Source organism: Sulfitobacter sp. (assembly GCF_039977885.1).
Lineage (GTDB): Bacteria > Pseudomonadota > Alphaproteobacteria > Rhodobacterales > Rhodobacteraceae > Sulfitobacter.
In genome coordinates, this window is sequence record NZ_JBDWCI010000007.1 from 25867 (window position 1) to 49079 (window position 23213).

Sequence of the window (23213 nt, forward strand, 5' to 3'; positions counted from 1 at the left end):
AGTGCATGAGCATGAGTCAACGGTTAGCATTAGAAAAATGTGAGCAGCACAAACAGCAGACTAATCCGCACCTAAAACGCGGCTGGAAACCGTGACCGCCTCAGCCCCTGCAGGCGTAAGGCCGTAAATGCCCTTTTCGACCTTTTCGAACCAGCCGTAGTGATTATCGCGCATCATCGTCGTGGCCCGCGCAACCCCCGTTTCACGTGCAACATCTGCCCCCTTGCTGGCCCCGACCTCAAACAGATAGACGGCGATCTTGACCGCATCCTGCCGGTAGGCTGTGACCAGCCCCGCCCGCGTTTGCCCGCCATCATTGGGGTCCCCCTGCCTGCGCGCGAACTCACGCAGCAAGGTCGCTTTGCGCTTGGCATTCTTGCGCGGCGCATAAGGGCCGGGATCACAATGCACAGTCACCAAACCATCCTCCAGCCGCACCGTCATCAGCCCCAAGCCCAGACGCCGCGCCATGGCCGTATTGGCCTTGACCGCCTTATAAAAGGGCTTTCCCTTCTTATGCGCCACGGCCAGATAGACATCATCACTGACCTTCAACCGCTCGACGCATTGATGAAACAACGCCAGCGAGAACCCCAGCTTCAGCTCCACCACCACGGGCGGCTCGGCACCACGCACGGCCACCACATCGGCGGCACCGACCTCGGCCTTCACGACATAGCCCTGATCCTCAAGGAAGGCCTTTACCGGCGGGTATAGATCTGTCTCGCGCATACTCATGGCCGCAACGCTATCACCATTCCCAAACCCCGCGCGACCCCCTAAACTATTTCCATGACCCGCGATGATCTCACCTCCTTTTGCGCAGCCCTTCCCCATGCCACCCATGTGGTGCAATGGGGCAATGCAGATGTGTACAAAATCGGCGGCAAAGTATTCGCCATCATCGGCATGGGCCACACCGATGCAACCGTCACGTTCAAAACCTCTCACATGGCGTTTGAAATCCTGTCCGATAGCCCGGGCCTGCGCCCTGCCCCTTACATGGCATCGCGCGGCCTCAAATGGATCCAGCACTTTGAGCCGCCAGGCCTATCCGATGACAGCCTGCGCGATCACATTCGCGCCTCATATGATCTGGTTGCCTCTGGTCTGACCCGTAAACTCCGCACCAGCCTCGGGTTCTAGCGGCCTGCGGGGCTTTCGCGAAACGATGCACGCAAATTTTCCCTAAGCATATGCTCCCTCGTGACACGGCCCACGTAGCTGTTATAAGGCGCGCAAATTGATCCCTTTCGCTTCAGGAGCGCATTATGACAACTCTCGTATTCGGCCACAAATCTCCCGACACCGACAGCACAGGCAGCCCAATCGTTTGGGCATGGTATCTGTCCGAGATCATGGGCGTAGACGCCAAGCCCGTCCTGCTGGGCGAGCCCAACACCGAAGCGCTGTTCATGCTGGACCGCTGGAAGCTGGACAAACCCGAAATCATGACCAGCATTGATGCGGGCCAAGACGTGGTAATCGTCGACACCAACAACCCGGCCGAGCTGTTCGACAACATCAACGACACCAACATCACCGCCATCATCGACCACCACAAACTGGTTGGCGGCCTTGAGACCGCAGGCCCGATCCCGATCCGCATCGAACCGCTTGCCTGTACTGCCACCATCATGTGGAAAATGATCGGCAAGGACATGGCGCAAATGCCTGATGACGTAAAAGGCGCGATGCTGACCTGCATCCTGTCCGACACGCTGGAATTCCGCTCCCCCACCACCACGCAAGAAGACAAAGCCATCGCATGGTCGCTGGCCGAAAGCCTCGGCATCGACATCCCGACCTATGCGGCAGAAATGTTTGCGGCCAAATCCGATGTCTCTTCCTTCTCCGAAGCAGAATTGCTGCGCATGGACAGCAAGGAATACGAAGTAGGCGGCAAGCAATTCCGCGTCTCCGTGCTTGAGACAACCTCTCCCAAAGCTGTGCTGGACCGCAAAGACGCGCTGGTCGCGGCAATGCCCGGCGTGGCAACCGAAGACGGCGCAGATCAGGTTCTCCTGTTCGTCGTAGACATCCTCAACGAAGAAGCCACCATGCTCGTCCCCAACGAGCTGACCAAAACCGTGGCCGAGAAATCCTTTGACGTTGAAGTCTCCGGTGACACAGTTGTCCTGCCCGGCGTGATGAGCCGCAAAAAGCAGATCATCCCGAACCTCAAGGTCTGATCCCCTCTGATATGCATTATGCAAAGGCTCCCTTGGCAACAGGGGAGCCTTTGTCGTTTCCCCCCGCCCTTTGCATCCCCCGACCGCTCAGCTATTGCCGAACCATACCCTCAACAGGAGCCGCCCCATGACACGTATCATCCCCGCCCTCTCTGATGTTTCCAGCGCCTATGACGCTCTCTTTGTGGACCTATGGGGCTGTGTGCACGACGGCGTCAAAGCCATCCCAAGCGCGGTCGCAGCTCTGCAAACCTACCGCCAAGGCGGCGGCATTGTGATCCTTGTCACCAACTCCCCGCGCCCGCGCGCAGGGGTGGTCAAACAGCTAGCCCAATTTGGCGTGCCCGATGACGCTTATGACGCAATCGCCACCTCGGGCGATTCTGCGCGCTCAGCCATGTACCGCGGCGTGGTGGGCAACAACGTCTGGCACTACGGCCCCGACACAGACAGCCGTTTTTTCGATCCGCTGGAAATCCTCGATAACCCCGCTCCGATCAACCGCGTCCCGCTGGATGAGGCCGAAGGCATCGTATGCACCGGCCCCTTTGACCCGCTGGCCGACCCCGAGACATGGCGTGCCGATCTGGAAATCGCGCTTGACCGTAACCTCAAACTGCTGTGCGCGAATCCCGACATTGTTGTTGACCGCGGCGAAGTGCGCGAATGGTGCGCCGGTGCCGTGGCCAAGATGTATACCGAAATGGGCGGCGAAAGCCTCTATTTCGGCAAACCACACGCGCCGATCTATGATCTGGCACGGCGCAGGTTGTATGCGCTGGATAAAACCATCGTTGACGACAATATCCTCGCCATCGGTGACGGCATCCTTACAGACGTGAAAGGCGCTGTCGGCGAAGACATTGATTCTCTGTTCATCTCCGGTGGCCTTGCCGCAGCAGAAACAAAAACCGTAACCCAGCCAGATCCCGCAGCCCTGAACGCCTACCTAGAGGCCGAAAAATTCGATCCGACCTTTACGATAGGTCACCTGCGCTGACCTAGAAAACGCTTGCGCTTACGTGACCTGAAGGTAATTAAGTTATCACACCGGACTACCATCCGAACTTATATTACCTACGGAGCAAAAGATGTTGGACAACCTACCGCGCGGCACCATCGTCATTGAAGACCTCGAAATCGGCATGTTCCGCTACCTGCGCAAGCAGGTAACGGACGCCGATATCGAGATGTTCGCCACCGTATCAACCGACCGCAACCCCGTGCATCTTGACGATGATTACGCCCAAGACACTATTTTTCAGGGCCGTATTGCCCATGGCATGCTGACGGCTGGCCTGATCTCGGCTGTGATCGGTGAACAGCTTCCCGGTCATGGCACGGTCTATCTGGGCCAGACCATGAAATTCCTGCGCCCCGTCCGCCCCGGCGACACCGTCTATGCCGAGGTAAAGGTCACAGACATCGACACTGCCAAGCGCATCGTCAAGATGGATTGCCACTGCTCTGTTGAGGGCAAAAAGGTGCTGGTGGGCGAAGCCACTGTTCTGGCCCCCTCTCGCAAGTTCGACTGACCTTGCACTGACCCGCGCGCAGGGCTAGTCAAAGCCATGCGGATCATTTCAGACTACCAGTTTGTAGAAGACACAGATCGCGGTGCCACGGCCGCGATTGGCAATTTCGACGGCGTGCATCTTGGCCACCGCTCGGTGATTGAGCTTGCACGCAATGCGGCCCCTGAGGTGCCGCTTGGCATCGTTACTTTCGATCCGCACCCACGTGCCTATTTCGCGCCCCATTCAGCGCCTTTCCAACTCATGAGCAGCGCCGCCCGTGCTTCGCGGCTGGAAAAGCTTGGGGTTGAAAAGCTTTATCAACTGCCGTTCAACACGGCGCTTGCCTCGCTCTCCCCGTTTGAGTTTGCCGACAAAATCCTGCACCGCGGTCTCGGGCTTCGCCACGTTGTTGTGGGGGCCGATTTCTGCTTTGGCAAAGGGCGCGCAGGCACATCAGCTGATCTGACCGAGTATGGTCAACAGCTCGGTTTTGGCGTCACCACTGCACCGCTGATGGCCCAATACGAACAAACCGTCTCATCGACCGCAATTCGCCGCGCCCTGAGCGAGGGCCGCCCGCGCGATGCCGCCGCAATGTTGGGCCATTGGCACCGTATCGAAGGCCCCGTGATCGGCGGCGAACAACGCGGTCGCGAACTGGGTTACCCCACCGCGAATATGTCCATCGACGGGCTGCACCCGCCCGCCTTTGGCGTCTATGCGGTTCTGGCAGATGTTCTCGAAGGGCCACACGCAGGCAGCTATCATGGCGTTGCCTCTATGGGCGTGCGCCCGATGTTCGGCGAAAACAAACCCAACCTCGAGACCTTTATATTCGATTTCAAAGGTGACCTTTACGGCACAGCAATTTCCATTGCATTGGTCGAACACCTGCGCCCCGAGGAAAACTTTGACAGCCTCGAGGCATTGATCACCCAGATGGACGCCGACAGCGCCCGCGCCCGCAGCATATTGGCCGCCCTATGACATCAGATTCCCAACCGCCCTCGGATGACCCCATCGACCGCAACGGTCTGAGCCCGAAATTCTGGGAGCGCAAACCGCTCAAATCCATGAACAAGCGCGAATGGGAAGCCTTATGCGACGGCTGCGGCAAATGCTGCCTGAACAAGCTCGAAGATGAAGACACAGGCGAAGTCGCCCTGACCAATGTGGCCTGTCGCCTTCTGGACGATGCCACATGCCACTGCAGCCAATATGACATCCGCCACCAATTTGTGCCCGATTGCATCGTGATGACACCTGAAAACATCGACGAACACGCCTATTGGATGCCCCAGACCTGCGCCTATCGCCTGCTGTGGAAGGGGAAGCCCCTGCCCGACTGGCACCCGCTGATTACCGGCGATCCTGACAGCGTCCACAAGGCTGGCTCTTCCATGCGCCACCGTACGGTTAGCGAATGGGAAACCGCCTTTGAAGACTGGGATGATCATATTATCGAGGAACCGATCTGATGTTTTTTGCCTCCGACAACGCAGGTCCCGTACACCCCGAAATCATGCGGCGCATCGTGCAGGCCAATGACGGCTATGCCATGCCCTATGGCAATGACCCGATAATGGACGAAGTCCGCGCCGCGGTCCGCGACCTCTTTGAGGCACCGCAGGCAGCGGTCTATCTGGTTGCGACAGGCACTGCTGCCAATGCGCTGGCCTTGGCAAGTTATGTGCAGCCCTATGAGACCGTGTTTTGCGCCCAATACAGCCACATCGAGGAAGACGAGTGCAACGCGCCCGAATTCTACATGGGCGGGGCCAAGCTTACGCTGATCCCGACGGATAACAAAATGACCCCCGAGGCATTGGAGGCCGCCATCGCACGGCGTCCGCATGGTGGCAGCGTCCACATGGCACAAGCCGGCGCTGTCTCGATCACTCAGGCAACCGAATTCGGCTCGGTCCTCACGCTGGACGAGCTGCGCGCGCTGACCGCCGTGGCAAAGGCCGCGAATCTGCCCGTGCACATGGATGGTGCGCGCTTTGCCAATGCGCTGGTTTCGCTTGGCTGTACCGCGGCTGATATGACGTGGAAATCCGGCATTGATGTCCTGAGCTTTGGCGGCACAAAAAACGGCTGCATGGGCGTTGAGGCAGTGGTGTTTTTCGATCCTGAAAAGGCATGGGAATTCGAGCTGCGGCGCAAGCGCGGCGCGCATCTTTTCTCCAAACACCGCTACCTTTCCGCCCAGATGGCCGCCTACCTACAGGACGACCTTTGGCTGGATATGGCCAACAGCGCCAATGCCGCCTGTGCCCGCCTAACGGCAGGTCTGCGCAACCATGGGGTGCAGATGGTGCATGAACCACAGGCGAACATGATCTTTGCCCGCTTTGAACGCGGCACCCATCAGCGCCTTAAGGCCGCAGGTGCAAAATATTATGTGACGGATGGCGATTTGGACAGCGGCCCAGCCGATGCGCTGCTTACTGCGCGCCTTGTCTGCGACTGGTCCATGAGCACCGACAGCATCGACCAGTTCCTGAGCCATTTCTAACCACAGGGCATAGGGCACAAGTCACCTTGTGCCCTATGTAGCGGACCCCGCGCCACCATACGTCAGCGTATGCAGTTGCGCTATAGCTTACCTTGAAGATACAGATCGACATCTTCGATCTTATCCTGCCCCCAGAACCGCTGATCCCCGATCACGTAAAACGGTGCCCCGAACACACCGGCTTCCACAGCCTCTTCGAGATTTCGGGAGTAGGTTTCCGCACCCGTTAGCAAACCACTATCTGCCAAAGCCGGATCAAACCCCGCCTCGGACAGGCAGGCCTTCACGACATCATCCTGCGCGATGTCTTTTTGCTCGGCCCAGACCGCGCGAGTGATCGCATGGACCAGCGCCCCAAGATCGCCGCCGCCCGCATTTTGCGCCGCAATAAAAGCATAAGCCGCCGGAGCGCCATTGGTCGGCCAATGGGCCGGTTGCAGATTGAACGGCATATCCAGTTTCTTTGCCTCACGCACCAACGCTTGAGCACGGTATTCCACGCGACTGATGTGACGATCCTTCGGAGGCGTGCCCCCTGTGCGCGGGAAGGCCTGTAAAATATCAAAGGGCTTATAGTTGATTTCGGCCCCGTTTTTCGCAGCTACTTTTTCAAGCTGCGTCCCGGCAAGGTAACAATAGGGTGACAGGGTTGCAAAATAGTAATCAATACGCTGCATTTGAAGCTCCATTCCGGCGTGTTCTCTTTGCCTGACCCTAGGCACATGTTAATGCGGGTTCAACGTAACGATTCTGTTATACCGCTGCCACGGAGCCCTCCCTCATGCCTATTACTTCCGAGCCGAAGCTGATTTCCGGCAATGCCAACATGCCATTGGCAAAAGCCATCGCACGGCGCATGTCGCTACATCGTGGCACAAATGTTGACCTCATTGATGCCCGAGTTGAACGCTTCAATGACGGCGAGATTTTCGTCGAAGTTTTTGAAAATGTACGTGGCGAGGATATGTTCATTATCCAACCCACATCGAACCCCGCAAACGACAACCTGATGGAACTGCTGATCATGGCCGATGCGCTGCGCCGCTCTTCGGCCCAGCGGGTTACAGCGGTGCTTCCCTACTTCGGCTATGCCCGTCAGGATCGCCGGACCAAGGCCCGCACCCCCATCACCGCCAAGCTGATCGCGAATATGCTGGTCAACACCGGCATTGAACGCATCCTGACAATGGACCTGCACGCCGCGCAGATCCAGGGCTTCTTCGATATCCCTGTGGACAACCTCTATGCCTCCCCTGTCTTTGCTCTCGACATCAAAGACGCCTTCAAAGACCAGATGGACGATTTGCTGATCATCTCCCCGGACGTTGGCGGTGTGGCCCGTGCGCGTGAGCTGGCCAAACGTCTGGACGCTCCGCTGGCGATTGTGGACAAGCGCCGCGAGAAAGCCGGTGAAGTGTCAGAGATGACCGTTATCGGCAACGTAGAAGGCAAAACCTGCCTGATCATCGACGACATCTGCGACACCGCTGGCACCCTGTGCAAGGCCGCCGAAGTGCTGCTGGAGAACGGCGCGAAAGAGGTTCACGCCTATATCAGCCACGGCGTCATGTCCGGCCCCGCGGTTGAGCGCGTGACCAACTCGGTGATGAAATCACTGGTGATCACCGACAGCATCCAACCCACAGAGGCGGTCAAAAATGCCCCGAACATCCGCATTGTGCCGACGGCTCCCATGTTTGCACAGGCGATCCTCAACATCTGGAACGGCACATCAGTGTCGTCCCTGTTTGAGCAGGAATCGCTTGGCCCGATCTATGACGGCATGTATCCGGCCAGCTAAATCACGGCTGGCCCTATAATTATCGAAGTTGCCGGGCTTTGCATGAGCTTGGCAACTCCGCCTCCCCCGCTCGGTCAGGTCAAAGCCCAGCTTTCGCCAGCCTCAGCCAACATCCCAAGCATCCGAGTCCTCAAGCTCACCAATGGCCGTCCACGCGATGCGCGCGCGTGCGACCCGCGTGTCGCCCCATGTGCGAAACACCATGTCAAAGCCCTTCTCCGTGACAGTCTCCGCCGCCACATCCGCGCGCAGCACAGAGCCAGCATCCATATCCCACAATGAAATCGACAACTGCACCGTTGGCACGCTCAGATATTTCTCCGAGAACTTGATCCGCCGGCGGCGTTCACGTTGGCCGCGGCCGGTCCACATTTCACCGCCATCTTCAAAATCCTGAAACAGGACCTCGTCCCCGCTATCCACGCCGACAATCAAACTACGCAACTTCTTCATACTTGTCTTTCCGTACACCTTTGGATCAATCGCGTCCCATATTTAAAGGAAAACAACCCTTAATTGAAAGCCAAAAGGCCCCGCTGATCCAGCGAGGCCTCCTGTAACGTAATGTAGTGGGTTCAGACCTTGGCTGACAGCCCCATGTGCTCGCCCATGGCGACCATGTCCGACAACAGCTTAGCCGCGTCATCAACGGGACCAGGTTGGTTATCAAAAGCCTCTTTCACGTTGGTATACATGGTTCTGGCTTCTTCCATGATCTCATCCATGGTCTCTTGGGTCATCTCATCACGCGGTACGGCACGTTCGGCCAAAACCGAAACGCCCTTTAGCGTGATTTCGGCAAAACCGCCTGTCACAACGTATTGTGTCTGACCTTCAGGACCATCGACCGTCAAAAGACCCGGACGCAGGGTTGTGATGGTCGCGGCGTGATCAGGCATAGCCGTCAAATCACCGTCCGCACCACAAATCTGCACCGAAACCACTTGGGACGAAGCAAGGCGCCGCTCAGGCGACACCAGATCGAATTGCATCGTGTCTGCCATTGCTCAGTGCTCCCTTAGGCTGCGTCTGCTGCCATTTTCTCGGCTTTCGCCTTCACTTCTTCGATGCCGCCTACCATGTAGAATGCACCTTCGGGCAGGTGGTCATACTCACCAGCAACAACCGCTTTGAACGACTGTACTGTTTCTGCAAGTGGAACCTGCTTACCGTCTGCGCCGGTGAACACTTTGGCCACGTCAAACGGCTGGGACAAGAAGCGCTCGATTTTACGCGCACGTGCCACGGTCAGTTTGTCGTCCTCGGACAGTTCGTCCATGCCGAGAATGGCAATGATGTCCTGCAAGGATTTGTAACGCTGCAGAACCTGCTGAACGTCTGTCGCGACTTTATAGTGCTCTTCACCGATCACCAGTGGATCGAGCAGACGCGAGGTGGAGCCCAGTGGGTCAACCGCAGGGTAGATACCTTTTTCCGAGATCGAACGATCCAGAACCGTTGTCGCGTCGAGGTGCGCAAAGGATGTCGCAGGCGCAGGGTCGGTAAGGTCATCCGCAGGAACATATACGGCCTGAACGGACGTAATGGAGCCGGATTTTGTCGAGGTAATACGCTCCTGCATCGCACCCATGTCGGTTGCGAGTGTTGGCTGGTAACCAACCGCGGAAGGAATACGACCCAACAGAGCGGAAACTTCGGAACCGGCCTGTGTGAAGCGGAAGATGTTGTCCACAAAGAACAGAACGTCTGTACCGGATTGGTCACGGAACTGCTCGGCCAATGTCAGACCTGTCAGAGCAACACGCATACGCGCACCTGGAGGCTCGTTCATCTGACCGTAAACCAGGGCCACTTTGGACTCTGTGAGGTTGTCAGGAACAATAACGTTGGATTCGATCATCTCGTGGTAAAGGTCGTTCCCTTCACGGGTACGCTCACCAACACCCGCGAACACGGAGAAACCCGAGTGCACTTTGGCGATGTTGTTGATCAATTCCATGATCAGAACGGTTTTACCAACACCGGCACCACCGAACAGACCAATTTTACCACCTTTGGCGTATGGTGCCAGAAGGTCGATAACTTTGATGCCTGTTTCCAGAACTTCGGATGTTGTCGCCTGATCAGCAAAGGCAGGTGCCTCGGCGTGGATCGAACGCTTTTCATCAGCGGCAACAGGGCCTTTTTCATCGATGGGCTCGCCCACAACGTTCATGATGCGGCCCAATGTGGCGTTACCAACAGGAACCGAAATCGGCGCGCCGTTGTCAGTTACGTCCTGACCACGAACCAGACCTTCGGTCCCGTCCATTGCAATGGTACGTACTGTGTTTTCGCCAAGGTGCTGAGCCACTTCGAGGATCAGGTCTTTGCCTTGGTTTTGTGTCGTCAAAGAGTTCAGAATCTCCGGCAGGTGATCCTCGAACTTTACGTCAACGACAGCGCCGATGACTTGGGTGATTTTACCGACTGCTTTTGCCATGTCGTGTTACTCCAATATCTTACAGCGCTTCCGCGCCGGAAATGATTTCGATCAGCTCGTTGGTGATGACAGCCTGACGGGACCGGTTGTATTCGATCGTCAGGTCTTCGATCATATCGCCCGCGTTGCGTGTCGCATTGTCCATCGCGGACATGCGCGCACCCTGTTCGGATGCTCCGTTTTCCAACAGAGCCGAAAAGATCGCGGTTGCCACACCACGCGGCAGAAGATCAGCAAGGATTGCTTCCTCAGACGGCTCATAATCAAACAAGGCGTCGGGCGCTTCGCCCTCGGACTGCTCGAACTTGGCCGGAATGATCTGCAACGCCGTTGGGATCTGGCTGACCACGTTGACGAATTCCGAGTAGAATATCGTAGCGATATCGAACTCACCTTCGTCAAAACGGCCCAGCACGTCCTTGGCAATGCCCTGCGCATCGGCGTAACCGATCCGCTTTACTTCGGTCAGGTCAACGTGACCCACAAAGTATTCGGACATATCCCGCTTCAGCTGGTCACGGCCCTTTTTGCCCACGGTCAGGATTTTGACTTCCTTACCGGCTGCAATCAGGTCCTGAGCATGCGCACGCGCCTTTTTGGCGATGTTCGCGTTGAACCCGCCGCAAAGGCCCTTCTCGGCGGTCATAACCACCAGAAGATGCACGTCATCCTTGCCCGTTCCTGACAACAGCTTGGGTGCCGTATCAGAGCCACCCACAGAGGCGGCAAGCGAAGCCATTACCGCGTTGAAACGCTCCGCATAAGGGCGGGACGCTTCGGCAGCTTCCTGCGCGCGGCGAAGTTTCGCCGCGGCAACCATTTGCATGGCCTTAGTGATCTTACGGGTGTTTTTCACACTCGCGATCCGGTTTTTAAGGTCCTTGAGATTGGGCATTGCCTATCTCTCCTTAAGCGAAGTCAGCAGCGAACGCGTCGAGAGCCGCCTTGATTTTGTCTTCCAGCTCACCTTTAACCTTGCGGTCGTTGTTGGTGATATCTTCCAGAAGATCAGCATTTTTGCTGCGCAGGTGCTTCAGCAAAGCAGCTTCAAAGCGGCCAATGTCGCTTACTTCTACTTTGTCCAGATAGCCGTTGGTGCCTGCGTAGATTACGCAAACGATTTCAGCGTTGGTCAGCGGGTTGTACTGTGGCTGCTTCATCAGCTCGGTCAGACGCGCACCACGGGCCAGCAGCTGCTGTGTGGAAGCATCAAGATCGGAACCGAACTGAGCAAAGGCCGCCATCTCGCGGTACTGAGCCAAGGACAGTTTCACAGGGCCGGCAACCGAAGACATCGCTTTGGTCTGAGCCGAGGAGCCAACACGCGAAACCGACAGACCGGTGTTCACAGCAGGGCGGATGCCTTGGTAGAACAATTCGGTCTCAAGGAAGATCTGACCGTCGGTGATCGAAATCACGTTGGTCGGAATAAACGCGGAAACGTCACCACCTTGGGTTTCAATGATCGGCAGAGCTGTCAAAGAGCCGTTGCCTGCATCATCACCCAGCTTCGCGGAACGCTCAAGCAGACGGGAGTGAAGATAGAAAACGTCACCTGGGTACGCTTCACGCCCGGGTGGACGACGCAGCAACAGGGACATCTGGCGATAAGAAACCGCTTGCTTGGAAAGATCATCATAAACGATCAAAGCGTGGCGGCCATTGTCGCGGAAGTGCTCGGCCATGGCTGTCGCGGAGTAAGGCGCGAGGAACTGCATTGGTGCAGGCTCGGACGCGGTTGCGGCAACAACGATGGAATATTCAATCGCGCCTGTTTCTTCGAGCTTTTTAACCAGCTGAGCAACAGTGGAACGCTTCTGACCGATCGCAACGTACACACAGTACATTTTCTTGCTCTCGTCGTCGCCAGCAGCTTTGTTCACCTGCGCTTGGTTCAGCATCGCATCAAGTGCAACAGCTGTTTTACCAGTCTGACGGTCACCAATGATCAATTCGCGCTGGCCACGGCCAACAGGGATCATCGCGTCCACAGATTTCAGGCCGGTTGCCATTGGCTCGTGCACAGATTTACGCGGGATAATGCCCGGCGCTTTGACTTCGGCCAGACCGCGCTTTGTCGCGCCAATCGGGCCTTTGCCGTCAATGGGGTTCCCCAAGCCGTCAACAACGCGGCCCAGCAGTTCGTCACCGATTGGCACGTCCACGATCGAGTTTGTACGCTTTACAACGTCACCCTCTTTAATGTCGCGGTCGGAACCGAAGATAACAACACCAACGTTGTCCGCTTCGAGGTTCAGGGCCATACCCTGAATACCACCGGGGAATTCGACCATCTCGCCCGCCTGGACATTGTCCAGACCGTAGACGCGCGCAATACCGTCACCGACGGAAAGAACGCGGCCCACTTCGGCCACTTCAGCTTCTTGACCAAAGTTCTTGATCTGGTCCTTCAGGATTGCAGAAATTTCTGCCGCTTGGATACCCATTTATCCGACCTCTTTCATTACATTCTGGAGGGAATTCAGCTTGGAGCGGATCGACGTGTCGATCATCTTCGAGCCAACTTTAACAATCAAACCGCCAACGATGCTTTCATCAACGGTCTGGTTTAGTGTCACGGTTTTACCGGTTGTCTTCTTCAAAGACGCGGCCAGTTTTTCGGCCTGCGTCTTGGTCAGTGCTTTTGCAGTTGTTACATCTGCAGTCACTTCACCTTTGTCTTCGGCGATGATGTCGCGCAGGGTTTGCACCAGCTGCGGCAACACAAACAGACGACGCTTTTGCGCCATCAACGACAGCGTGTTGGCCATCATCGGCGACAGCTTCATCTTTTTGGCAAGTGCACTAACCGCTCCTGCCTGCTGATCACGGGTGTAGATCGGCGAATGGATCAAAGCGCGAAAATCATCGCTTGTGCTCATCGCGTCTTGCAGGGCTGTCAAATCCGTTTCAACGGCTTTGACTTTTTTGGCCTCTTTGGCCAATTCGAATACGGCGGTCGCATAGCGCTGCGCAATGCCTGTTGAGATCGAAGCTGGTTCGGACACGTCCATCCTCTCATACGTCTTCACCGGACCGCGGTCATCGCGATGCCAGTGTGTGGGCGCTGCCTGACGAAAGATTGCCAAGCGGTTAAATCATGGGCGATGTAGCAGACCGTTCTGCTTGCCGCAACATAGTATAATGTCCCGCCCTTTGTAACGCTTTCCTATTTTACAAGGGTTTGACCACAACAGCCGCAAATTTATGCGGCGGAAATTTTAAGCACTGGCATTTTTTTGGTAACATTTTCGCGATTCTGTCACCAAGCCCTCGTCGCCCGAAGGCCCCGAAAACAGCCACCATGTGCTGGCAGATTCACCGCGTCTACTTTTTGCAAAAAAGGAAGCTAACCTTTCATTTAAAGGCTTAACGGAACATTAATCGAACAGTCTGTCGCGAAATTCTAGCGGTAGGGGTATCGCGAGACACGCCGCACCAACCCGTGGCTGATCCCGCCCCTGCGCCAAAAGGCGGCTTGCGAAGCGCAAAGGCATCTTGCAAAAACCCGCAGAGTTACAAATTTCCGCCTCAATTCAATAGGAAACCCCAACACGGGATGGTTGAATTAAATCCCGGATATTATAAATAGACTATAATTTTTGGCCTCACATTTACGGGTGCAGGCCAACTGTTCTATCGGAGCACATATGACACCTTTGGTCCTGCTGATCCTCACTGGCATCGCACTGATCGCCACCGCATTTATCGGGGATGACGAAAATGAAGAGAAAAAAAATGTTAGCGCTGACAAAGCGAATCCTCCGAATTCGACCAATGACACGCCGCAAATTAATCCTGTCCCTAGCCCACTCGAATCCAGCGACGAGTAATCGGCTTTCACGGCGATCCGCCTGAAACCACGTCCCGGCAATGTCGCAAACACCGCCGGCTCCACCCTCTCAATTGCAGTAGATGTGCCTATACCGCCTTGGCGTTCGGCTCCATCACCCCGATGGCCACGCGTGCGCGCCTCCGTTCGACCTTGCCCTTGGGCGGATAGACCAGCTTGCTTGCCTCGACCATAAAAGCACCGCCGGCCATGATGGTGGGCATCTTGCGGCCAACCCGCTCGAACAGCCCCCCCGATTTCATCCATGTGCGTTTGGCTGATGGCAATTGGTACAACGCGCCCGCGTGGCGTTCGGGCAGGAACTGGTGCTTGCGCAACTGCGCATCCAGCTGCCCCGGAGAATACGGCCTCCCGTAGCCGAATGGCGTCCGGTCGCGGCGCGCCCACAGGCCCGCGCGGTTGGGCACGATAAACAGCGCTTTACCCCCCGGCCCCAGCACCCGCCAACATTCCTCCAACAGATCCGATGCCCGCTCTGACGTCTCGAGCCCGTGCATCAACACCAGCTTGTCCACATGCCCCGTCTCGATCGGCCAAAGCGTTTCTTCGGTAAGCACAGATGTATTGGCCATGCCAGCAGGCCATGGCATTACCCCCTGCGGTCCGGGCATCAGCGTAATCACACGCCGCGCATCCTTGAGATAGGGACGCAGCAAAGGTGCCGCAAAACCAAAGCCCACCACCGTCTGCCCCTGCGCTTCGGGCCATAACTCAAGCATACGGTTGCGCAATGACTTTTGCGCCGCCCGCCCCAAAGCACTGCGGTAATAAAAGTTGCGCAGATCCTGCACATCAAGATGCATTGACACGCCCCCTAATTGCGCCATCCTCCCTACTCTAACGCAGCACAGGAGCCTTGCCCATGCCCTCGGCAACGATTGAGACCAAAACCCACATCCTCGTCACCATCGCCTGTCTCGCGGACAATTACGCCTTCCTGCTGCAAGAAAAAGCCAGCGGTGCTGTAGCGCTGATCGACGTGCCAGACGATGCGCCGATCAAGGCCGAACTGGCGGCACGCGGCTGGACGCTGGACCAGATATGGCTCACCCACCACCACGATGATCACGTTCAAGGCCTCAAGGCGCTGTTGGCGGATCACCCCGCCCCTGTCTATGGCGCCGCGAAGGACAACCACCGCCTGCCCCCGCTTGATGTCGCGCTTGGCGATGGCGACAGCTTCACACTGGGCGAAACGCAGATCGAGGTGATGGATGTCTCGGGGCACACCATCGGCCATATCGCCTTTTACGCCCCCGCAGCAAAGGCCGCATTTACCGCAGATAGCCTCATGGCGCTGGGATGTGGCCGCCTGTTTGAAGGCACCCCCTCCCAGATGCACGCCAGCCTGTCCAAAATGGCGGATTGGCCCGATGATACACAAATCTGTTCCGGCCACGAATACACCGCCGCCAATGCGCGCTTTGCCATTACCGTTGATCCCGATAACCCCGCACTGCAACAACGGATGCGCGATATTGATACAGCACGCGCAAAAGGCGCGTTCACCGTTCCCTCCACCATGGGGCTTGAACGGGCGACAAACCCGTTTTTACGCGCCCATGACCCCGCCCTTCGCGCAACAATCCAGATGCAGGACGCAAGCGATACCGAGGTTTTTGCCGAGGTCCGCCACCGGAAGGACCAATTCTGAAATATCCCCGAATTTTCACAAAGCCTTCAACACTGTGTGAAAAGCTGTTGCGAACAAGGCCTACAACTGCCGGAAAACCAAGCCGGTGACGCTCCTGAAACCAATTGTTACACATTTATCTCAAAAAGGACTTGAAGACGCGCCCCGATCAACCAAACTCTAATACTATCAGGCCATGGTCGGATTAAAGGCGCTGGCATACTTCACGCCCCCACCGACCCCCATCGAAAAGGAGCACCCACGTGCCTTCATTCTCGAACACACTAGAGCAGTCCATTCACGCCGCCCTCGCTCTTGCGAATGCGCGCCGACACGAATTTGCGACGCTGGAACATTTACTACTTTCGCTGGTGGATGAGCCTGACGCCCTACAGGTTATGAAAGCCTGTTCCGTCGACGTTGACGAATTGCGCGATACGCTGGTGGAATTCATCGACGAAGACCTGAGCAATCTGGTCACCGATGTCGAAGGCTCCGAAGCTGTGCCCACAGCCGCGTTCCAACGCGTAATCCAGCGCGCAGCGATCCATGTGCAATCCTCCGGCCGCACCGAGGTGACAGGCGCAAACGTGCTGGTCGCTATCTTTGCCGAACGCGAAAGCAACGCCGCCTACTTCCTGCAAGAACAGGATATGACGCGCTATGATGCGGTCAACTTCATCGCACATGGCGTGGCAAAAGACCCCGCCTTTGGCGAAGAACGCCCCGTCTCCGGCACGCCCGAGCATGAGGAAGAAGTCCAAGGCGTGACCGAGGGCGATAAAAAGGAATCAGCGCTCGATAAATACTGCGTGGACCTGAACAAGAAATCCCGCGACGGCGATGTTGATCCGCTGATCGGCCGCGACTCGGAGGTAGAGCGCTGCATTCAGGTGCTTTGCCGCCGCCGCAAGAACAACCCGCTGCTGGTGGGTGATCCGGGCGTTGGCAAAACTGCCATCGCCGAAGGTCTGGCCCGCAAGATCGTCGCAGGCGAAACACCCGAGGTGCTGTCGGAAACCACCATTTTCTCGCTCGACATGGGCGCGTTACTGGCCGGCACACGCTACCGCGGTGATTTTGAAGAACGCCTCAAAGCCGTCGTGACCGAACTGGAAGAACATGACGATGCCGTGCTCTTCATCGACGAAATCCACACCGTGATCGGTGCCGGTGCCACATCTGGCGGCGCGATGGATGCCTCTAACCTGCTCAAACCCGCGCTCGCGGGCGGCAAGCTGCGCACCATGGGCTCAACCACCTACAAAGAGTTCCGCCAGCATTTCGAAAAAGACCGCGCTCTCGCACGCCGTTTCCAGAAAATCGACGTGAACGAGCCCTCGGTTGAAGACGCCCAGAAAATCCTCAAAGGCATCAAGCCCTATTTCGAGGACCATCACAGCGTCAAATACACCGCCGATGCGATCAAAACCTCGGTGGAGCTTGCACACCGCTATATCAACGACCGCAAATTGCCCGACTCCGCCATCGACGTGATTGATGAAGCCGGCGCCGCACAGCATCTTGTCGCCGCCTCCAAGCGCCGCAAGACCATCGGCACCAAAGAGATCGAAGCCGTTGTCGCAAAAATCGCGCGCATCCCGCCAAAAAGCGTCTCCAAGGATGATGTTATGGTCCTCAAAGACCTCGAAGCATCGCTCAAACGGGTTGTCTTTGGTCAGGACAAAGCGATCGAGGCGCTCAGCTCGGCGATCAAACTGGCCCGTGCGGGCCTGCGCGAGCCTGAAAAACCCATCGGGAACTACCTCTTTGCGGGCCCCACAGGTGTGGGTAAAACCGAAGTGGCCAAACAGCTCGCCGATACGCTAGGGGTAAAACTGCTGCGTTTTGACATGTCCGAATACATGGAGAAACACGCGGTGTCGCGTCTGATCGGTGCCCCTCCAGGTTACGTTGGGTTCGACCAAGGCGGCATGCTGACCGATGGCGTGGACCAGGATCCCCACTGCGTTCTGCTGCTCGACGAGATGGAAAAAGCCCACCCCGACGTCTACAACATCCTGTTGCAGGTTATGGACCACGGCAAACTCACCGATCACAACGGCCGCACCGTGGACTTCCGCAATGTGGTGCTGATCATGACCTCGAACGCAGGTGCCTCTGAACAAGCCAAAGAAGCCATCGGCTTTGGTCGCGACCGCCGCACCGGCGAAGACACCGCCGCGATTGAGCGTACCTTCACGCCCGAATTCCGCAACCGTCTGGATGCCGTGATTTCCTTTGGTGCCCTGCCAAAAGAAGTCATCATGCAGGTGGTCGAGAAATTCGTGCTGCAACTCGAAGCGCAACTGATGGACCGCAATGTCACCATCGAGCTGAGCCGCAAAGCCGCCGAATGGCTAGGCGACAAAGGCTATGATGACAAAATGGGTGCGCGTCCCCTTGGCCGCGTGATCCAAGAGCACATCAAGAAACCGCTCTCCGAAGAGCTGTTGTTTGGCAAGCTCGCCAAAGGCGGCATCGTCAAGGTCGGCGTCAAGAAAGGTGAGCTTGATATCGTGATTGAGGGTCCCGACAGCCCGCGCCTTTCAGGTGATAAACCGCCTTTGCTTACCGCGGAATAATGCGCTTTGCGTCTCTCTTGCTCCTGTCCTTTGCCGTGCCCGCCACGGCAGAGGACTTTTCTTTGGCCACCCCCATCGACTGCGATCTGACGGGTCCCTGTTACATCCAGCAATATGTCGATCATGATCCCGGCCCCGATGCCTCGGATTTCCAATGCAGCGGCCTTAGCTATGATGGCCACAAGGGCACCGACTTTGCCCTGCGGACCTATGACATGATCGAACAGGGCGTGGATGTGCTCGCCTCTGCTGCGGGCACGGTCAGAGGCGTCCGCGACGGTATGGCCGACATCCGCTATTCCTCCGACAGGGCCGAACAAATAGCCGGAAAGGAATGCGGCAATGGCGTTGTCCTCCAGCACGCCGACGGCTGGGAAACGCAATACTGCCATCTCCGGCGGGGATCGATCACGGTCGAGCAGGGCCAACAGGTTCAGGCCGGCGATATCCTGGGGCAGGTAGGCATGTCAGGCCGCGCGGCCTTCCCCCATGTGCATCTCTCCGTGCGCAAAGACGGTGCCGTGGTTGACCCTTTTGATCCTGATGGTGCAATCACCTGCGGCGCACAGGACCCCGACACACTCTGGACCGACCTGCCCCCCTACCGCGCGGGTGGCATCGTCGCCATTGGCACGGCCCCCGCCATACCGGATTTCACCGCCATCCGCGCAAATACCGTCCCTCTACCCAACGAAACCAGTGACGCGCTGGTTATATACGCCTTCCTGTTCGGCACCCGCGCCGGTGATGTCATCCACATGGCACTTAACGGCCCCAATGGCACCGTAATCGAACAAAAGATCGAACTGGACCGCACACAGGCCCAATCCTTCCGTGCCATCGGCAAAAAGCGCAGAACAGATCGCTGGCCCGCCGGAGAATACAGTGGAACAGCCACCCTCACACGCGGGTCCGATGTCATCGAAGCACAAAACCTCACACTCACCCTACCCTGACCACCGCCCCGCCTGCCGCAGCGTTGCGGTACGGGCGGTGCACGTCCGGTGCACAATGTGTGACAATTACTTTTCGGTAAATTTTAGCTCGATCCGCCGATTGCGCGCGCGGGCCTCATCGGTATCCGCCGTGTCTACCGGCTGATACTGGCCAAAGCCGTTTGCCGACAATCTGTCCGGCGGAATACCAAGTGCGCCGGACATGAACTTCACAACCGAAAGCGCCCGCGCTTGGCTTAGCTCCCAATTGTCCGCGAATGCACCCAAACCCGATAGTGGAACGTTATCCGTGTGACCATCTACGCGGATCACCCAATCAATCTCGTCCGGAATATCCACCGCCACATTCCGCAGAATATCCGCCACTTTGGCGATCTCGCCCTGTCCTTCTTCCGAAATCTCGGCCCCGCCCGGCGGGAACAGCACTTCAGAGCTGAAGACAAATCTGTCCCCTTCGATGCGCACACCTTCTTGCGCGCCCAGGACACTGCGCAGGCGACCAAAAAATTCCGAACGGTACTGCTGAAGGTCCTTCGCTTCGGCCTCCAAACGCGCCCGTTCGGCGGCCTCCAATGCCGCACGGCGCCGCTCCTCGGCGGCGACCCGTGCAAGCGCTGTGTTCAACTGACTGCCAAGTGATTGCATCTCGACCTCACGGGCAGCGTCAACCTCCAGTGTCTCGTCCAACAAGCCTTGCAGATCGCGCAATTGCGCGCGCAGGGCCGCAACCTGTTGGTTCAAAAGCTCGGTCTGACGTTGAGCCGCAGCAGATGTTTCTTGCTCACTGGCGAGCTGCGCCTGCGCTTGTGCCAACAAGGCCGCGCGCTGCGCCGCCTCTGATTGTGTTTCATCAGCCGCGTTTTCAATAGCCAGTTTCGCGGCAAGTGCCGCCGCAAGACGGTTGCGCAAATCCGCAACCTCGCTGTCCGTTTGCGTCTGCGCCGTATCCAGTTCCGCCTCAAGCTGAACGATGCGCGCTTGTGCATCTTCCAACGTGCTTTCTTCGCTCAACGCCGCCGCAAGCCGTTGATCCAGCTCGGCTTCGGCCGCACGTGCAGCGGCGAGCAACGTAAGCGTTTCCTCCGCTCGCTTGCGCTGCGCCTCAAGCGACAGCGTCATCGCGGTCAGCTCGGTATCCGCGTCCCGCAGACGCGCGCGCAGCGCCTCGGCGGCCGCCGCGTCGGCCAAAGCTGCAGCTTCCTGCGCCGACAGCGCCTCTTGGGCCTCGGCAACATCGGCGGTCAGCCCGTCAATCTGCGCCTCGGCGTCGGCGTTCTGTGCCCGCAACTCTGCGGCCAAAGCCTCCAAAGCTTCGCGGCGGGCGGCAGCTAGGCGTGCCGCTTCGGTCTGTGCGTCGATCTCCTCACGGCTCGCCGCCAAAGCAAGGTTCAGCGCCTCCTGCTCACTCAGCAATGCAGCCTCGCGGGCTTCGAGGTCAGTCACCTGCCCGCGTGCCACATCACGGTCCGCAATCAGCGATGCCACCTGAGCCTCAAAACTTGTGATACGGGTCCGGGCGTCTGCCAATGCAGTCTCCTGCGCAGCACGCTCGGATTGCAGCGTTGCGATCAGCGCGGCCTGATCTGCACTTTGCGCCTGCGCTTCTGACAGCGAACTGCGCAAGGCACCCACCTGCGTTTCCAGATTCGCACTATTCCGCTGCTCAAGCCCCAAAGCCTGCGCAAGCGCTGCGACTTCGGAAGATAATTCGTCCAGCTCGGTTTCCTGTCCTGAGATTTGCTCTGTCAGGACGAATTGCACGACCATGAAAATTGTCAGCACAAACATCAACACCAGCAGCAAACCGGTCATCGCATCGACGAACCCCGGCCAGATGGACGCCTGAAACCGTGCTCCTGTGCGTCGCGACAGGGCCATTTTCAGCTCTCCTCGTTACCGGTTTTACCGGTTGCGCGTATACGTCGCGGTTCGGTTGCGCTGCGCGCCGACGATAGCGCCTTGGTCAGATGCGATAGCTCTTGGCGCAGCTCGGCCATAGTTTCCTGACGCCCGGCGGAAATCTCTTCGAGGACGCGCAGCATTTGCACATCAATCGACCGCAGGCGCATCCGGCTTTCGGCATCCCCTGTGCTATTGCTTGCCTCCTCCGGTGCCGCGTTGCGGGCCTCAAGCGCCGCAATCATCCGTTCCTGCCCCGCCGCAATCCGCGCCAAAGCATCGTCCGAACCGCCTTGATCGCCAAGCTGCACAGCCATCCGTTCAATCGCAATGGCCAAACTGCCTAACTGCTGCTCGACCTCGGCGCGCCCGGTTTCGGAACGGTTGAACATGTCCTGCATGCTCTCCATTTGCTCGGCCATATGGTCCACCATCCCCGCAAGAATGGCCTGCTCGGGCGTGCTGTCATCCCCTGACGCAAAACCCACCCGCGTGATCGAACTCAGCCAATCTTCAAGCTCTTGATAGAAACGGTTTTGCCCGTGACCTGCGAACAGCTCAAGCAGTCCGACGATCAAAGACCCCGCAAGCCCCAATAGCGAGGACGCAAAAGCCACGCCCATACCAGCCAGTTGCGACTCGAGCCCCGTCATCAACCGCCCAAATACCTCGGTGCTGCTTTCCCCATCCTGCGGCGCGAGGCTTCGGATCGTGTCAACAATGGCGGGCACTGTCGTTGCCAATCCATAGAACGTCCCCAAAAGCCCAAGGAAAATCAGCGTGTTCACGATGTAGCGCGTCAGATCGCGGGCTTCGTCGATGCGCGTGGCAACGGAATCAAGGATCGATCGTGTCGAAGAGGCGCTCACCTGCATACGTGCGCCGCGCGTGCGCAACAACGCCGCCAACGGGGCCAACATCTGGGGGGGCGTATCATTCGGCGTTTCGTTATCGGCGGCAAAATTCTCGATCCAGCGGACCGAGCCGATCAGCTGCAAGACCTGATGAAAACAGGCCACCACGCCAATCAGGAATACGAACAGGATGAAACCGTTCAGATAGGGATTGGCCTGAAACACCGGCAAGACGCGCGGCAAGGCGACAAAGACACCGAACCCCGATAGGCCAAGCACCATCAACATCAAAGTGATCTGCCTGATCGGTTGAGAAAACTGAGGTTTCAATTTCTGGTCTGGTTGCGCCATGCGCCTCTGCTCCTGACCGGTTTGTTATGCGGCCATTGTTAACGTAAAATCAGCACAATCCAAAAGATTTATGCGGCAAGCTCGCGCACCCGTGTAGCCAGCCAATCAAGCGCGTCGTCCTCTAACCCGACCGTATGAAGGTGATCGGCGGTATTATACAGATACTCCGTATTCGGCCCGCGCCCCCCGACAGCCTGTGCGATGATCTTTGCCTGCTCTTCCAATGGCAGATCCCCGCAATATTGATCGTGCGATTCATCCACAACATAGACCACTGCATTGACGGTGCGCCCGTCCTCCAGAGCGACATCCAGATTTTTCTCGACATAGGCCGACGATACCAGTTCGCGTTCGCGCAGATACTCGAGCGTCTGCGCCTCCGCCCCTGCGGCCACGCGCAGCGCCATCCCGGAACAGGCCTGCCCCGGCTGCCGGTCCAGCGCCAGCACCAGACCCGGGTGTTCAACCGTGCCGCGATGGTGGATCGAGCGCATGCAAAACGAACGCGCATAATCGGGCAATGTCCCGATCACGCTTTCCGCGACCTGGAAACCAGGGTTCCAAAGCAGACTCCCATAGCCAAATACCCACATACTCATCTGGTTCTCCTG

24 protein-coding genes are annotated in these 23213 nt (G+C 57.6%); 12 read left to right on the plus strand and 12 right to left on the minus strand.

The window, feature by feature from the left end; all coding sequences use genetic code 11:
• Positions 1 to 60: 60 nt before the first annotated feature.
• Complete coding sequence (locus ABJM03_RS03545; protein WP_348415598.1) at positions 61 to 732, minus strand: DUF2161 family putative PD-(D/E)XK-type phosphodiesterase; 672 nt, start codon at positions 730 to 732, stop codon at positions 61 to 63.
• A 60-nt stretch (positions 733 to 792) separates the two neighbouring features.
• Between ABJM03_RS03545 and ABJM03_RS03550 the strand changes: the two genes are divergently transcribed.
• The 7 genes from ABJM03_RS03550 (at position 793) to ABJM03_RS03580 (ending at position 6227) form a co-directional block, all read left to right on the plus strand.
• Positions 793 to 1146, plus strand: a complete 354-nt coding sequence (locus tag ABJM03_RS03550) for an MmcQ/YjbR family DNA-binding protein (protein ID WP_348415600.1) — start codon at positions 793 to 795, stop codon at positions 1144 to 1146.
• A gap of 125 nt (positions 1147 to 1271) precedes the next feature.
• Entirely contained in the window at positions 1272 to 2192 is a 921-nt protein-coding gene (locus tag ABJM03_RS03555; protein WP_348415602.1) for a manganese-dependent inorganic pyrophosphatase, read from the plus strand.
• A 127-nt stretch (positions 2193 to 2319) separates the two neighbouring features.
• Positions 2320 to 3192, plus strand: coding sequence for an HAD family hydrolase (locus ABJM03_RS03560; RefSeq protein ID WP_348415604.1), 873 nt, complete (start codon positions 2320 to 2322; stop codon positions 3190 to 3192).
• 91 nt (positions 3193 to 3283) lie between these two features.
• A complete protein-coding gene (locus ABJM03_RS03565; RefSeq protein ID WP_348415606.1) occupies positions 3284 to 3727 on the plus strand; it encodes a MaoC family dehydratase in 444 nt (147 codons plus the stop codon).
• Positions 3728 to 3763: 36 nt separating this feature from the next.
• A complete protein-coding gene (locus tag ABJM03_RS03570) occupies positions 3764 to 4696 on the plus strand; it encodes a bifunctional riboflavin kinase/FAD synthetase (protein ID WP_348415608.1) in 933 nt (310 codons plus the stop codon).
• A complete protein-coding gene (locus ABJM03_RS03575) occupies positions 4693 to 5187 on the plus strand; it encodes a YcgN family cysteine cluster protein (RefSeq protein ID WP_348415610.1) in 495 nt (164 codons plus the stop codon). The genes ABJM03_RS03570 and ABJM03_RS03575 overlap by 4 nt, the downstream gene beginning before the upstream one ends.
• Positions 5187 to 6227 carry a low specificity L-threonine aldolase gene (locus ABJM03_RS03580; protein ID WP_348415611.1) on the plus strand — a complete coding sequence of 347 codons (1041 nt, stop codon included), beginning with the start codon at positions 5187 to 5189 and terminating at the stop codon, positions 6225 to 6227. Before ABJM03_RS03575 ends, ABJM03_RS03580 begins: the two co-directional genes overlap by 1 nt.
• A gap of 80 nt (positions 6228 to 6307) precedes the next feature.
• On the opposite strand, the gene ABJM03_RS03585 is transcribed toward ABJM03_RS03580, so the two are convergent.
• Positions 6308 to 6904: a 2-hydroxychromene-2-carboxylate isomerase gene (locus ABJM03_RS03585; RefSeq protein WP_348415613.1), complete on the minus strand. Its 597-nt coding sequence runs from the start codon at positions 6902 to 6904 to the stop codon at positions 6308 to 6310.
• A 104-nt stretch (positions 6905 to 7008) separates the two neighbouring features.
• On the opposite strand from ABJM03_RS03585, the gene ABJM03_RS03590 reads away from it, so the two are divergent.
• Positions 7009 to 8028 (plus strand): ribose-phosphate pyrophosphokinase, encoded by a 1020-nt coding sequence (locus ABJM03_RS03590; RefSeq protein WP_348415615.1) that lies wholly within the window; start codon positions 7009 to 7011, stop codon positions 8026 to 8028.
• Positions 8029 to 8130: 102 nt separating this feature from the next.
• Here the strand turns inward: ABJM03_RS03590 and ABJM03_RS03595 are convergent, their stop codons facing one another.
• The 6 genes from ABJM03_RS03595 to ABJM03_RS03620 all read right to left on the minus strand — a co-directional run bounded on the left by ABJM03_RS03595 (position 8131) and on the right by ABJM03_RS03620 (position 13479).
• Positions 8131 to 8481: an H-type lectin domain-containing protein gene (locus ABJM03_RS03595; RefSeq protein ID WP_348415617.1), complete on the minus strand. Its 351-nt coding sequence runs from the start codon at positions 8479 to 8481 to the stop codon at positions 8131 to 8133.
• 122 nt (positions 8482 to 8603) lie between these two features.
• Positions 8604 to 9032, minus strand: coding sequence for a F0F1 ATP synthase subunit epsilon (locus ABJM03_RS03600; protein WP_348415619.1), 429 nt, complete (start codon positions 9030 to 9032; stop codon positions 8604 to 8606).
• Positions 9033 to 9046: 14 nt separating this feature from the next.
• Entirely contained in the window at positions 9047 to 10471 is a 1425-nt protein-coding gene (gene atpD / locus ABJM03_RS03605; protein WP_348415620.1) for a F0F1 ATP synthase subunit beta, read from the minus strand.
• 19 nt (positions 10472 to 10490) lie between these two features.
• Entirely contained in the window at positions 10491 to 11366 is an 876-nt protein-coding gene (locus tag ABJM03_RS03610; RefSeq protein ID WP_348415622.1) for a F0F1 ATP synthase subunit gamma, read from the minus strand.
• 13 nt (positions 11367 to 11379) lie between these two features.
• Complete coding sequence (gene atpA, locus ABJM03_RS03615) at positions 11380 to 12918, minus strand: F0F1 ATP synthase subunit alpha (protein ID WP_348415623.1); 1539 nt, start codon at positions 12916 to 12918, stop codon at positions 11380 to 11382.
• Complete coding sequence (locus tag ABJM03_RS03620; protein ID WP_348415624.1) at positions 12919 to 13479, minus strand: F0F1 ATP synthase subunit delta; 561 nt, start codon at positions 13477 to 13479, stop codon at positions 12919 to 12921.
• Between the two features lie 642 nt (positions 13480 to 14121).
• Between ABJM03_RS03620 and ABJM03_RS03625 the strand changes: the two genes are divergently transcribed.
• Positions 14122 to 14304: a hypothetical protein gene (locus ABJM03_RS03625; protein ID WP_348415626.1), complete on the plus strand. Its 183-nt coding sequence runs from the start codon at positions 14122 to 14124 to the stop codon at positions 14302 to 14304.
• Positions 14305 to 14392: 88 nt separating this feature from the next.
• Here the strand turns inward: ABJM03_RS03625 and ABJM03_RS03630 are convergent, their stop codons facing one another.
• Positions 14393 to 15127, minus strand: coding sequence for a methyltransferase domain-containing protein (locus ABJM03_RS03630; RefSeq protein WP_348415627.1), 735 nt, complete (start codon positions 15125 to 15127; stop codon positions 14393 to 14395).
• A gap of 59 nt (positions 15128 to 15186) precedes the next feature.
• Here ABJM03_RS03630 and gloB point away from each other — a divergent pair, with 59 nt between their 5' ends.
• The 3 genes from gloB to ABJM03_RS03645 all read left to right on the plus strand — a co-directional run bounded on the left by gloB (position 15187) and on the right by ABJM03_RS03645 (position 19498).
• On the plus strand, positions 15187 to 15978 hold the full coding sequence (gene gloB, locus ABJM03_RS03635) for a hydroxyacylglutathione hydrolase (protein ID WP_348415629.1): 792 nt from the start codon (positions 15187 to 15189) through the stop codon (positions 15976 to 15978).
• A gap of 242 nt (positions 15979 to 16220) precedes the next feature.
• Entirely contained in the window at positions 16221 to 18542 is a 2322-nt protein-coding gene (gene clpA, locus ABJM03_RS03640; RefSeq protein ID WP_348415630.1) for an ATP-dependent Clp protease ATP-binding subunit ClpA, read from the plus strand.
• Between the two features lie 62 nt (positions 18543 to 18604).
• Complete coding sequence (locus ABJM03_RS03645) at positions 18605 to 19498, plus strand: M23 family metallopeptidase (protein WP_348415632.1); 894 nt, start codon at positions 18605 to 18607, stop codon at positions 19496 to 19498.
• 66 nt (positions 19499 to 19564) lie between these two features.
• Here the strand turns inward: ABJM03_RS03645 and ABJM03_RS03650 are convergent, their stop codons facing one another.
• The 3 genes from ABJM03_RS03650 to ABJM03_RS03660 form a co-directional block, all read right to left on the minus strand.
• On the minus strand, positions 19565 to 21376 hold the full coding sequence (locus ABJM03_RS03650) for a peptidoglycan -binding protein (RefSeq protein ID WP_348415634.1): 1812 nt from the start codon (positions 21374 to 21376) through the stop codon (positions 19565 to 19567).
• Positions 21377 to 21378: 2 nt separating this feature from the next.
• Complete coding sequence (locus tag ABJM03_RS03655) at positions 21379 to 22602, minus strand: biopolymer transporter ExbB (protein ID WP_348415636.1); 1224 nt, start codon at positions 22600 to 22602, stop codon at positions 21379 to 21381.
• A 68-nt stretch (positions 22603 to 22670) separates the two neighbouring features.
• A complete protein-coding gene (locus ABJM03_RS03660) occupies positions 22671 to 23201 on the minus strand; it encodes a gamma-glutamylcyclotransferase (protein WP_348415638.1) in 531 nt (176 codons plus the stop codon).
• Positions 23202 to 23213 lie beyond the last annotated feature (12 nt).